Annotated in this window: 14 protein-coding genes; 7 read left to right on the forward strand and 7 right to left on the reverse strand. The window is 47.4% G+C overall.

Annotated features, from left to right (window positions below; all coding sequences use genetic code 11):
* Positions 1–43 precede the first annotated feature (43 nt).
* From accB to DN92_RS01085, 3 genes are all read right to left on the reverse strand, one after another.
* Positions 44–508 (reverse strand): acetyl-CoA carboxylase biotin carboxyl carrier protein, encoded by a 465-nt coding sequence (gene accB / locus DN92_RS01075; protein ID WP_173959512.1) that lies wholly within the window; start codon positions 506–508, stop codon positions 44–46.
* Positions 509–537: 29 nt separating this feature from the next.
* On the reverse strand, positions 538–993 hold the full coding sequence (aroQ, locus tag DN92_RS01080; protein ID WP_173959513.1) for a type II 3-dehydroquinate dehydratase: 456 nt from the start codon (positions 991–993) through the stop codon (positions 538–540).
* Between the two features lie 250 nt (positions 994–1243).
* Positions 1244–1771, reverse strand: a complete 528-nt coding sequence (locus DN92_RS01085) for a TlpA family protein disulfide reductase (RefSeq protein ID WP_173959514.1) — start codon at positions 1769–1771, stop codon at positions 1244–1246.
* Between the two features lie 26 nt (positions 1772–1797).
* Here DN92_RS01085 and mpl point away from each other — a divergent pair, with 26 nt between their 5' ends.
* The 6 genes from mpl to mtgA are packed head-to-tail and all read left to right on the forward strand — an operon-like array spanning position 1798 to position 8483.
* Entirely contained in the window at positions 1798–3207 is a 1410-nt protein-coding gene (mpl, locus tag DN92_RS01090; RefSeq protein ID WP_173959515.1) for a UDP-N-acetylmuramate:L-alanyl-gamma-D-glutamyl-meso-diaminopimelate ligase, read from the forward strand.
* 2 nt (positions 3208–3209) lie between these two features.
* Positions 3210–3938, forward strand: coding sequence for a 3-oxoacyl-ACP reductase FabG (fabG, locus tag DN92_RS01095; protein WP_173961216.1), 729 nt, complete (start codon positions 3210–3212; stop codon positions 3936–3938).
* 2 nt (positions 3939–3940) lie between these two features.
* Entirely contained in the window at positions 3941–5929 is a 1989-nt protein-coding gene (locus DN92_RS01100; RefSeq protein ID WP_173959516.1) for a ribonuclease catalytic domain-containing protein, read from the forward strand.
* A complete protein-coding gene (locus DN92_RS01105) occupies positions 5913–6773 on the forward strand; it encodes an energy transducer TonB family protein (protein WP_173959517.1) in 861 nt (286 codons plus the stop codon). The genes DN92_RS01100 and DN92_RS01105 overlap by 17 nt, the downstream gene beginning before the upstream one ends.
* A gap of 41 nt (positions 6774–6814) precedes the next feature.
* The gene (gene aroE, locus DN92_RS01110; protein WP_254598309.1) at positions 6815–7723 is read left to right on the forward strand and encodes a shikimate dehydrogenase; all 909 of its coding nucleotides are present in this window, start codon (positions 6815–6817) and stop codon (positions 7721–7723) included.
* 16 nt (positions 7724–7739) lie between these two features.
* Entirely contained in the window at positions 7740–8483 is a 744-nt protein-coding gene (gene mtgA, locus DN92_RS01115; RefSeq protein ID WP_173959518.1) for a monofunctional biosynthetic peptidoglycan transglycosylase, read from the forward strand.
* A gap of 18 nt (positions 8484–8501) precedes the next feature.
* On the opposite strand, the gene pyrF is transcribed toward mtgA, so the two are convergent.
* Complete coding sequence (gene pyrF, locus DN92_RS01120; protein ID WP_173959519.1) at positions 8502–9347, reverse strand: orotidine-5'-phosphate decarboxylase; 846 nt, start codon at positions 9345–9347, stop codon at positions 8502–8504.
* A gap of 73 nt (positions 9348–9420) precedes the next feature.
* Here pyrF and corA point away from each other — a divergent pair, with 73 nt between their 5' ends.
* A complete protein-coding gene (gene corA, locus DN92_RS01125; protein ID WP_173959520.1) occupies positions 9421–10392 on the forward strand; it encodes a magnesium/cobalt transporter CorA in 972 nt (323 codons plus the stop codon).
* A 13-nt stretch (positions 10393–10405) separates the two neighbouring features.
* Here corA and DN92_RS01130 read toward each other — a convergent pair whose 3' ends face one another.
* Genes DN92_RS01130 through thiL form a run of 3 tightly spaced genes read right to left on the reverse strand, consistent with a single transcriptional unit; the run spans position 10406 to position 12509 of the window.
* Complete coding sequence (locus DN92_RS01130; protein WP_173959521.1) at positions 10406–10918, reverse strand: CinA family protein; 513 nt, start codon at positions 10916–10918, stop codon at positions 10406–10408.
* Complete coding sequence (locus DN92_RS01135) at positions 10915–11490, reverse strand: phosphatidylglycerophosphatase A family protein (protein WP_173959522.1); 576 nt, start codon at positions 11488–11490, stop codon at positions 10915–10917. Before DN92_RS01135 ends, DN92_RS01130 begins: the two co-directional genes overlap by 4 nt.
* Positions 11487–12509: a thiamine-phosphate kinase gene (thiL, locus tag DN92_RS01140; RefSeq protein ID WP_173959523.1), complete on the reverse strand. Its 1023-nt coding sequence runs from the start codon at positions 12507–12509 to the stop codon at positions 11487–11489. Before thiL ends, DN92_RS01135 begins: the two co-directional genes overlap by 4 nt.
* Between the last annotated feature and the right edge of the window lie 6 nt (positions 12510–12515).

Genomic DNA, 12515 nt, shown 5'->3' on the forward strand with positions numbered 1-12515 from the left:
CGGTGGATTGAAATGAATCTAGCAGTGATCAATTGATGATCAGTTAAGCAATGATGAACAGTGGCTGATCAAACTCAACGCCTTGACCGTTTTCACACAAAATTTGCTTAATGACGCCAGCTTGCTCAGACTCAATCTCATTGAGGAGCTTCATAGCTTCAATAATGCAGAGTGTTTGGCCAACCTTGACTGTATCGCCTACTTTGACGAAATCCGGAGACTCAGGATTTGGCGCGCGATAGAAAGTCCCAACCATGGGTGAGCGAGCTACAAAACCGGTTTCAGCAGGAACTTCTTCTACTGTCGGTGTTGTGGCAACTGGTGCAGCAGCCGGCGCAGCTTGCATTGCAAGAGCAGGCGCTGGATTGGCGTAGACCACTTGACCAGCGGCAGCTGAAGATCCTGCATTGACGATGCGAACACGATCTTCGCCTTCGTTTACTTCTAATTCAGAGATTCCTGACTCAGAAACGAGGTCGATTAGGGTTTTTAGTTTTCTCAGGTCCATGGAAAGGCTTCCTCTCTTGAAATGCTCAGTTAATCTTTATTTTGTAAACGGGCAATGGCAGCTTGTAGTGCTAATTCATAGCCAATTGCCCCTAATCCGCAGATCACGCCAGTGGCGATATCGGACAGATAAGAGTGTTTACGGAATTCTTCGCGTTGGTGGATATTGGAAAGATGTACTTCGGTGAATGGAATAGCCACCCCAGCTAAGGCATCCCGCAAGGCAACGCTCGTATGGGTAAATGCACCTGGATTAATAATGATGAAATCCACCCCATCTTGCTTGGCCTTCTGAACTCGGTCAATAAGCTCACCTTCATGATTGCTTTGGAAAGTGGATAAATCAACCGCATTGGATTTAGCAATCGTGCCAAGCTTCGTATGAATGTCTTCCATGGTTGTTTTACCGTAAACCTCTGGTTCACGGGTTCCCAGCAAATTGAGATTGGGACCTTGAATTACGAGAATTGATGTATTTTTCGACATAGATCGATATTTTTAGAGGCAGTTAGGTTTAATTAGGTTATTACAGCGCATCTCTAAAACTGCTTACATCGTGAGGATTGTTCTTCGCGAAGTACTTTCAAAGTATAACCCTGGAACCAGTCCGCAGCCTTATTTTAATGGCCGAAAAAATCGCTTTTTACTGCGATTTGAAGGATGAATATTGCTAAATTGAGCGTAAAAATACCAAATATAGATGGACTTAACGAATCAAAAAATTCAGAAAAAGAGCTTATAAAGCAGATTTAATTGCTTTTCTGAGCTCTTCTTCGCTTATCTTTCCTAATTTGCTACTAGTTGCTTTTCCTTGGGCGTTAATAATGATCGTATACGGAAGAGCCCCTTGAGTATTTCCCATTTCCTTAGAGAGCTTACTACCCTCAAGCCCGCCAATCACAATTGGGTAAGAAACTGGGGTTTTTTCTAGGAATTGACGAATATTAGAGGGTGAATCGATGCCAATGCCGACAAATAAGACATTTTTACTCTTGAACTCTGCTTGTAGCTTGTCCAAAGTCGGCATCTCTTCAACACAAGGAGGGCACCAGGATGCCCAAAAGTTCACCACGAGAACTTTTCCACGCCATTCCTGGGTATCGACTGATTTTCCATCGGGTGTTTGCCACGGATTAGCAAAAAAGGCTTTAATTGCAGGATCGTCTGCCAGCTCTGTTTTGAAGATCCATTGCGAAGTCGCGACTCCCGCAGCAAGGGCTACGAGGTTAAATCCAATGATGCTAATCCACTGTCTTCGATTCATTGCTACTCCTTAGCTAAAATTCCCTCATGCATATTCATATCTTGGGCATTTGCGGTACTTTCATGGGCGGCATTGCCGCAATCGCTCGGCAAGCCGGACATCGCGTCACTGGCTGTGATGCCAACGTGTATCCACCAATGAGCACTCAGCTTGAAGCACAGGGCATTGAGCTCATTGAGGGATTCTCGCCTGACCAATTATTACAGTTTGAGACGATGCCGGATTTATTTGTCATCGGCAATGTGGTTTCTCGTGGTAATCCATTAATGGAGGCCATACTCAATCAAGGGCTTCCATACACCTCAGGACCGCAGTGGCTGGGTGAGCAAGTGCTATTTGGTAGACATGTATTAGCCGTTGCTGGAACGCATGGCAAAACCACCACCTCTGCCATGCTGGCCTGGATCTTAGAATTCAATGACTATAAGCCGGGGTATTTAATTGGTGGCGTACCCCTGAACTTCACGGTATCGGCTCGCCTTGGCGAGAGCAAGTATTTTGTGATCGAGGCAGATGAATATGACACTGCTTTCTTTGATAAGCGCAGTAAGTTTGTTCACTACCGTCCGCGTACGGCTTTATTGAATAATCTGGAGTTCGACCATGCTGATATTTTTGCTGACCTTGCTGCAATTGAAACGCAGTTTCATCATTTGGTTCGTACGGTGCCAGGCAATGGTCTAGTGGTGGTGAATGGCGAAGAGCCTGCTTTGGAAAGAGTGATTGCGCGAGGTGCTTGGGCCCCAGTCGAACGGTTTGGGCAAGATAAACAAAACACCTGGTCTTTAATTTCTCAAGCGGCTGATGGCTTTACTGTGGTGCACCAGGGCAAAGAGGTGGCGAAAGTTCAGTGGGCACCAAACTCTGGCGTGATGGGTCGTCACAATCAACTGAATGCATTAGCCGCAATTGCCTCCGCAAACCACATTGGTATTTCGCCGGCTGATGCAGCGTGTGCTTTGGCTGAGTTCAAAAATGTGAAGCGCCGGCTAGAAACGATTGGTGTAGCAAATGAGGTAACGGTCTATGATGACTTTGCGCATCATCCAACTGCGATCACTACAACAGTAGATGGTCTACGTCGTCGCGTAGGACAGTCCAGGATTTTGGCTGTGTTGGAGCCTCGATCCAATACGATGAAGTTAGGCGTCATGAAGGCCCAGCTGCCTAATAGCTTGGAGGCGGCCGACAAGATCTTTGCTTACGGTGCCAGCTCCGGTAAGGAAACTCTTGGCTGGAATTTAAGTGAAGTCCTTTCCCCACTCAACAAGAAAGTTAAAGATCGCGCTGTAGCTTTCGACGAACTCGGTGCTTTGGTAAATGCAGTGGCGAATGAAGCGCAACCTGGTGATCACATTCTAGTCATGAGCAATGGCGGCTTCGGTGGCGTGCATCAAAAAATATTGACTGTAATACAAGAGAAAGTAAAGTCATGAGCATGAGACTAAAAGATAAGGTAGCCATCATTACTGGCGCAGCTAAAGGCATTGGGTTTGCAACAGCCAAACGATTTGCGCAAGAAGGTGCAAAGGTCATGATTGCAGACATCAATCCTGAAGCAGTGAAGGCTGCGGCAGATCTGATTCCCGGATCTGAAGCTTATGTCATGAATGTGACTGATCGCGCTAGCATCGAAGCTGCGGTTGACCAAGTCATGCAACGCCATGGACGGATTGATATTTTGATTAATAATGCCGGCATCACGCAAGATGCGCGCTTAGTCAAAATGACTGAAGCGCAATTTGATACCGTGATTGATGTCAATCTCAAAGGTGTATTTAATTGCACTCAATTAGTTGTTCCACACATGCTGGAAGTTGGTAAAGGCTCTATTGTCAATGCTTCAAGCGTTGTGGGCATTTACGGAAACTTTGGTCAAACAAACTACTCTGCTACGAAGTTTGGCGTCATTGGCTTTACGAAGACTTGGGCGCGTGAACTGGGTGCAAAAGGCATTCGGGTAAATGCAGTGTGCCCAGGCTTTATTGCCACTGAGATGGTGAAGGCCATGCCAGAGAATATCTTGCAAGATATTGAGAGACGTAGTTGGCTCGGCCGCCTAGGCACCCCAGAAGAAATAGCCAATGTGTATTTATTTTTAGCAAGTGATGAAGCAAGCTATATCAATGGCGTGGCGCTTGAAGCTAGCGGCGGGATCTCCCTCTAAGCATGCATCTTTTATATGAAGAAGGTGGCGACATAAAGGTTGCTACAGTCCAGTCTGCCTCGGGCACTGGAGATGCGGAGTCATGGCAAGCTACTAGCCTATCTGGTAAGAAGATCAAATTAAAAGCCAAAGAGGTTTGGTTGCGCTTTGAGAAACCAGAGCCACAAGCATTGATGGATGAGGCCACTGTCTCATCTAAAGAGATTGATTTGCAATTCTTATGGGACTGCGCTCCCGATGATGAGTTTGACTTGGTGGACGTTGCAAAGGAGTACTTTGGTGCACAAGCAACGATTCCACAGCAAACTGCCTTGGCGATCGCCTTGCAAGGTGCGCCCGTATTTTTCCGGCGCAAAGGTCGTGGACGTTTTCTAAGGGCGCCGCTTGAGCAGTTGCAAGCTGGCTTAGCAGCGCTTGAGCGTAAGCAAAAAGAATTGGAGCAACAGGCTGCTTGGCAGCAGGAGCTGGTGTCTGGCACATTCCCGGAAACTCTCAAGTCCCAAGCCAATCAGTTGCTGTTTTCTCCGGATAAAAATACATCGGCCTATAAGGCCTTGATTGCAGCTTGTACCGAGTCTGGTGAGTCACCCGCACAACTCATGATCCGTTGCAAAGCAATAGACTCACCTTTGCAATATCACCAAGCAATGTTCTTAAAGACCCATTTTCCGAATGGAGCAAATCACGATGAGGGTTTGGCGGTAGAGCAAGCCATATTCGATGCAGTGATTGCTGAGTTGCCGCTGGCGGAAGTAAACGCTTTCTCAATCGATGATGCAGGCACTACAGAAATTGATGATGCTTTGTCGGTGACTGCACTTGCAGATGGTGGGCATCGGATTGGTATTCATATTGCCGCCCCAGGTTTGGCCATCACTAAGGATGATGCTCTTGACCGGGTTGCACGTTCGCGCATGTCGACAGTGTATTTTCCTGGTGACAAAATTACGATGTTGCCGGATACGGTGATTCAACAATTCTCACTCGATGAGGGCGCTGCCCGTCCAGCTTTATCAATTTATGTTGATATCGATGGTGCTGGCGTAGTAGATAAAGACTCTTTGCAATTGCGTGCCGAGATGGTTCCAATGGGAGCTAATCTGCGCTTGGAAAATATAGAGCATCTCGTGACAGAAGAAAGTCTAGCGGATGAAGCGGCTGATTATTCGTATCGTCAAGAGTTAAGCATCTTATGGACAGCAGCCAAGCTGTTACATGCTGGACGTCAAGAGCAGCGAGTAGTCAACGGACTGCGCGCTGAGCAATTGGGGGTGATTGACCCCAATGCTTTGGCGCGCGATTTTCATTTTCAAATCAAAGATGTTGACGGCGTACAAAAAGTGGAAATCACGCCACGTCAACGTGGCTCCATCCTAGATACGATCGTTGCTGAGTGGATGATTTATTGCAATAGTGCTTCAGGACGTTTACTTGCTGACCACGGTTTACCCGGGCTGTTCCGTACCCAAAAGGGCTGGGGCCCATTGCGTACCCGTATGCAAACTACCCCCGGCCCCCATGAGGGTTTGGGATTAGATTACTACGCCTGGTGTACATCGCCACTACGTCGTTATTCTGATTTAGTCAATCAATGGCAACTTATCGCTTTGGCTAAGCATGGCATTACTGCAAAGATGGTGGCGCCATTTCCCCCGCGCGATGCAACCTTAATGGGTATTGCAGCAGACTTTGAAGCATGTTACTCAGCTTACGGTGAATATCAGGATCGCTTAGAAAAGTATTGGTGCTTGCGTTGGATCATGCAAGACGAAGTTCCTCAGCAAGTCTTTGTAAGACATCTTAAAGAAGGTATGTCGCGGGTTGAGCCTATTCCACTGCATTTACCTGTACCAGAGTTGGCTGCGCATCCTCGTATGACTCGTGCGGAGGTAAGTATTGCCGATGTCGATCTACTGCAGTTGAGTGCTGGGGTACGCGTTCTTCATATTGAAACCCCAGAAGTTCCTGAGAGTGATGCCAGTCCTGCTTAAGCTGAGGCAGGGCATGGAGTATCTCAGAGATGCTTGGCGCCGTCATCCATTTCGGATGGCGCTGTGTATCTCCATCGTATTTCACCTCATTTTCTTGTCATTTCGCTGGGGGGTTGGAGAGATTCAGAGCCGGCGCTTAAATACACCGCTCAGTGTGGTGTTGGTGAATGCCAGCAATCAAGTAGCGCCAAAACAGGCAAGTAAGTTGGCTCAGGCAGATTTATATGGGGGTGGCAATACCGCCAATCAAGATGCTCAGGCAATGCATCGAGCAAGACTTGGTGCTGAGGCTCGCCTTGAAGTTTTGGAGAAACAACAAAAGCAAATGTTGGCAAAGATGGATTCAGATCGCGCTCTATCAGGCGGTCGCAAAAGTGGCGATGAAAATAAAGCGGCATCGCAGCTGAACTCTTTAGAGGCTGAGTTAGCTAAACGTTTACAAGTCAACGGGCGTGAACCACGACGTAAGGTTTTAACCGGCGCCAGTACAAAAGCGGTGGTATTTGCACAGTATTACGATGCTATGCGTCAAAAGATCGAGGCTTATGGCAGCGCTTTTTTCCCGCGCGCTAATGGTCGTCCTTTGTATGGAATCTTGGTCATTGTTGTGAGCGTAGATGCTCAAGGACAGATTGCCAAAAATGCTCAAGGTAAAGAGGGTTTAAGTATTGGACGCAGTTCTGGTAATCCTGAGTTAGACCGACAAGCTTTAGCGATTGTGCGTGCGTCTGTGCCTTTTGGGGCCTTTCCTGTGGAGATGCGTAAGCAGATTGATATCTTGGATTGGATTTCAACTTTTGAGTTCACGCGGGATAACTCCGATCGTTTGGAGTTGCGTCCTTAATTAGGGATGGATTGCGTAATTTCGCTTATTCTGTAGCCAATATGAACCCAGTCCATTTAAACGACCTACACACTGATCCCACTCAATTTTCTGGGATGGATGTCTATGCGGTCGCTGGTAATCCGATCTCGCACAGTAAGTCGCCTGCTATCCATCAACGATTTTCTGAGCAGTCAAATCAAACCATGTTTTATGGTCGCCTACAGCCATCACTGGGTGAGTTTGCTGCTACAGCTACATCCTTTTTCGCAGCTGGTGGTAAGGGCATGAATGTCACCGTTCCATTCAAGTTGGATGCTCAGTTACTGGCTGATGAGTTAACTCCTCGTGCACAATTAGCTGGTGCGGTAAATACCTTGCGCATCGAGAATGGAAGAATCTTTGGTGACAATACTGACGGTGCTGGCCTTGTCAGAGACTTGCTAGCTCAGGGTATTCAGATTCAGGGTGCTCGAATTTTATTGCTAGGAGCAGGCGGTGCCGCTCGCGGCGTGATCGGCCCCTTGTTAGAGCAATCACCAAAAGAGTTCATCATTGCCAATCGCTCTGCAGATAAGGCGAAAGAATTAGTCCAATTATTTAGTGGTCTAGCAACTGCATATCGAGTGACTCTTCAGTCGCTTACCCTGAGTGATTTAGAAGATTCTGGCAAGACTTCATCTGCATATGACCTCATTATTAATGCAACAGCTGCTGGGCTGTCTGATGACTCTCCGATTAGTAACATGGCGGCAAGCAATATTTTTACCCCTCAATCATTTGCCTATGACATGGTGTACGGCAAAGTGACGGTATTTATGCAACAGGCCTTGTACCGAGGAGCACGTGTGAGTGACGGCTTAGGCATGCTGGTAGAGCAGGCTGCAGATGCTTTCTTAATCTGGCGTGGTAAACACCTCAGTGAAGCAATCGATCCTCGCGCAGTATTGGCGGAACTTCGATCTAAATAAGCTCAGACTAAGTTTTATGCGCTGGTTTGGCTACTTTCTGAAATGCGTACTTGGTGGTTTTATCGCCATGCAAATCTATTTCGTGATTCAGATTGGATTGTGGATCTCTCTTGATCCAGATAGTACGGCTTTTCAGCGGGCCGAGCGTTGGCGACTGTGTGGCCTTCATTGGTCTTGTCCAATTCAATCATCTTGGGCTCCTTATGACAATATCTCTAGCAATCTCAAGCGAGCTGTTTTAGTCAGTGAAGACGACATCTTCTTGCAGCATCTAGGTGTGCGAATTGAGGATATGCAAAAAGCCTGGGCTAAAAATTCCCAGCTTAATCAGCGGGGCAACGGTAAATCAAAAACCGCTTTACGTGGTGGTTCAACGATTACACAGCAGCTAGCAAAGAATCTCTTTCTCTCTTCTGAGCAGAATTATTTTCGCAAGGCCCAAGAACTCATCATTACCGGTCTGCTGGAGGCGATGATGTCCAAACAACGGCTTTACGAGATTTATCTCAATTCAGTAGAGTGGGGTGAGGGTATCTTTGGTATCGGCGCCGCATCTCGACATTACTATGGCATTAGTCCTGCTGGACTGAATCGAGAGCAGGCTGCAGCGCTAGCGTCTGCTTTGCCCGCACCAAAATGTTTTGATAAGACGCAGTATTGCCGCAAGGCTAATATTCACTTTCCTACGCGGCAAGAATTTATTTTGGAAAATATGGATAGGGTGGCTTTAAAACCTCTTCCGAAACCAAAGAAGCCCTAGTACAGCTGTAGATCTGTTTTATTTATTGGATGCAGTTCTCAGTGCATCTCTAGTGCTGATAGCCACTTTTCTAGCCGCCTCAGCAAAGTCATCACCCGAGCTGGCATACAAGATTGCTCTTGAGGAATTGATCATCATGCCGGTACCAGGCTGATTGGGGATGCTGCCGGCTTTGACGGTCGCGTCGATGTCACCACCCTGAGCGCCAATTCCCGGAATGAGTAAAGGCATCTCGCCCACGATCGTACGTACCTTAGCAATTTCTTCGGGGAAAGTCGCGCCTACTACAAGGCTAATTTGGCCAGAAGCATTCCACTGTTGTGCGGCCAGCTTGGCAATATGGAGATACAGTGGCTCTTTGCTGGGCGACACATCCAGGAACTGAAGGTCAGAACCTCCTGGGTTGGAGGTGCGACATAAAACAATCACACCTTTGCCAGCATGCTTCAGGTAGGGCTCTATAGTGTCAAAGCCCATATACGGATTTACAGTGACTGCATCTGCACCATAACGCTCAAAGGCCTCTAGAGCATAGTGGTCAGCTGTGCTGCCAATATCGCCGCGCTTCGAGTCTAGGATGACAGGAATGTGGGGGTATTGATCTTTCAGGTAGCGAGTCAACTTTTCTAGCTGAGCTTCGGCTCTTTGAGAGGCAAAGTAAGCAAACTGGGGTTTGAAAGCGCAGACGGTATCTGCTGTGGCATCAGCGATCTCGCGGCAAAACTCATAAATTCCCTCAGGCTTAGCTTGAAATCTTGTGGGCAAGCGTTTGGGGTCTGGATCAAAGCCCACGCACAACATACTGCCTTGGGAGGCCCATGCCTCTTGGAGTTGTTGGGTAAAGGTATTTGAGCTAGAGTTCATTGGATTTAAGCTTATTTTAGTCAAACTGTTATGTCCATAGGATAAACTAGCGCACATTCCTTAGGAGTTCACCATGATCAACTTGTTCGTCCTGCAAAATGGCCGCCTCTCTCAAGAGCAAGTGGAAGATCGCAATGAATTGTTGCAATACTCCAACCCTATTTGGATCGACGTCGTTGACCCTGAAGAAGAAGAGCTCCTGTGGATTAAAGAGGCTTTTGGCGTATTGCTCCCAGAATTGGATGATTTGGGCGACTTAGAGGCTTCTGCACGCTATTTCGAAGCTGATGATGGTCACCTGCACATTCGCACCGATTTTTTATTGGACGAGGAAGAAACTTCCCGCAACGTGCGCGTTGCTTTCGTGATGACCAAGCAGGTCTTGTTCTCTATTCACGATGAAGATTTACCGGTGTTCCGTTTGGTACGTTTGCGTGCGCGCCTGCGCCCAGGTTCCGTCAGTAATGCAAAAGACGTATTACTAGATTTGTACTCCACAGATGCTGAGTATTCTGCCGACGCCTTGGAAGAAGTTTATGAAAATCTGGAGCAAGCTGGTAAGCGCGTTCTTCAGGATGAGATTACCGATCATGATGCAGAAGAGGTGCTCGAAACGATTGCTAAGGAAGAGGATACCAATGGGCGTATTCGTCGCAATGTGATGGATACCCGTCGTGCATTGTCTTTCTTAATGCGTAGCAAATTATTATCTGATGAGCAGCAAGAAGAGGCGCGTCAGATTTTGCGCGATATCGATTCACTAGAAAACCATACCGCGTTCTTGTTCGATAAGATCAACTTCTTAATGGATGCGACAGTGGGTTTTATTAATTTGAACCAAAGTAAAATTATTAAGATCTTCTCGGTGGTATCGGTTGCTTTGATGCCACCTACTTTGTTAGCCAGTATCTGGGGAATGAACTTCCGTTATATGCCAGAGCTAGAGCAGACTTGGGGTTATCCAGTTGCTATTCTTTCAATGATGATTTCTGCAATGATTCCTTTATGGTACTTCCGTCATAAAGGCTGGCTTAGCTCACGTTAAGCATTAACTGCGCTTAGGTTTCTAGAAGGCCTAGAAGATGCGATAGCGCGTAATCGCGCGCCTGCTCTCGCACTGTTTGACGATCACCTGAAAATTGTTTAGTAACGGTAATAGTTTGCACATCACCACCCATATTTTTCTGGATTGCCCACCCAAAGCAAACAGTGCCGACCGGTTTTTCAGGAGAGCCTCCAGTTGGACCGGCAATGCCGCTGATAGAGACGGCGACATTGACATTGGCCTTGCGTCTTGCGCCATCTGCCATAGCGGCGGCGACTTCTTCGCTGACTGCGCCAAATGATTCAATAGTTTCTGCAGGGACGTCTAGGCACTCTATCTTAGATACATTGCTATAGGTGATGTAACCGCGTTCAAACCAATCGCTGGACCCGGCTAAGTTGGTGAGGGCGGCGCAGACCAAGCCGCCAGTACAGGATTCGGCTAAGGCGATTTTCCAGCCACGCTCAATGAGGGCGTTAGCAAGTGATTCAGCCAGTTTGTCTTGTGGATCTGTAGTACTGTTCATGAGAGATAGCTCAATATGATGTGCAGCAGTGCGATAGTGATGATGGTGAAAAATGCTGCAGCTAAGTCATCCGCAATAATTCCAAAACCGCGCCACAGAATTTTTTTCGAGTCTGATGGGGATGTATCGCCATTGATTTCCAGATGTTTAAAGTGGCGATCAATCATGCCAATAGGACCAGGCTTGATGGCATCAAAAAACCGGAAGAGGGCGAATGCAAGGATTTGCATCCAGAGAGTGGTAGGCATGATGATGACGAGGACCAGCCAGAAGGCGATGATTTCATCCCACACAATTCCGCCAAAATCTTTTTTCCCCAACTCTTCGCTGACCTGACCGCAAATCCAACATCCGAAAACAAGTCCGGCGCCAATGACCCATGCAAACTGTGCAGTGGAAAGAAAAAATCCCCCCAACAAAAATACAGCCCAAGCCCAGAGTGTTCCGGCGGTCCCGGGGGCAATTGGCGCTAAACCACTGCCCAAACCAAATGCTAAAGCGCGACTGGGCTTGCTAAATACCCACTTCAAACTAGGAATTGGTGTGGAGGAGATGTGGGATTGAGTATTCATGCAAAGTGATCAAACGATTGAAGTAGGCTTTTTGCCTCTTCTGGATTGAGTATTCTCCCTGCGCTGTTGATGAGCGTAATTTCGGGGGTGGACTGTTGCATGGGCTTAATGATGCCAATTTGAGTCAAGGGAAGATGTAAGTCTGCACTCATTTTTTCAATAGCCCCTCGCTGACTGGCGTGCGCAGTAAAACAGAGCTCATAATCATCCCCGCCACAAGCAGCGTATTGGTTTTGAAGATCAACGGATTGCTTAAGTAAGGTGATTGATTTAGGCAATCGATCTAGAAAGACTTCAGCATCTTTGTTAGATTGCTTCAAGATGTGCTTTAAGTCGCCTAATAGGCCATCTGAGATATCTAAGGCGGAGTTAGCAATTCCTCTTAGGGCGATTCCCAGTTCGACCCGAGGAGTCGGCTGATGCATGCGCGTCTCAATGAGTGTTAAATCCATTTGTGACAGTGTAATTTCATGACGCAGTGCAGCAAGAGTCAATCTGGCATCGCCAACTGTTCCCGATGTCCAAATATCGTCACCATCTAATGCCCCTGATCTTCGAATGGCTTTCTCTTTAGGAATGCTGCCAAAAGCAGTAATACAAATATTGAGGGGTCCAGCCGTAGTGTCGCCGCCAATTAAAGGGCACGCATATTGATTGGCAATCGCAAATAAACCTTTGCTAAAAGCCTCCAGCCAACTCGGGTCCACCTTGGGTAATGCTAATGCTAGCGTGAAGCCTAAGGGCGTAGCGCCCATAGCAGATAGGTCTGAGAGGTTGACTGCTAGGGCCTTCCAGCCAAGCCACTCTGGATCGGCATCTGCAAAAAAGTGCCGCCCTGAGACCAGCATATCGCTGGTGATAGCAATTTCTTCATGAGGGTCTGCTTTTAACAAGGCGCAATCATCACCAATCCCTAAAGTTACTGATTCGGGATTGGCGGTCAGCATGGCTTCAGACTGCGTTTTAAAGAAACGCTGAATCAGATCAAATTCACCAAGTGGAGGGGATAGAGATTGCATACCCTA

Origin of the sequence: Polynucleobacter arcticus (assembly GCF_013307205.1) — a bacterium.
GTDB classification, from domain to species: Bacteria; Pseudomonadota; Gammaproteobacteria; order Burkholderiales; family Burkholderiaceae; genus Polynucleobacter; species Polynucleobacter arcticus.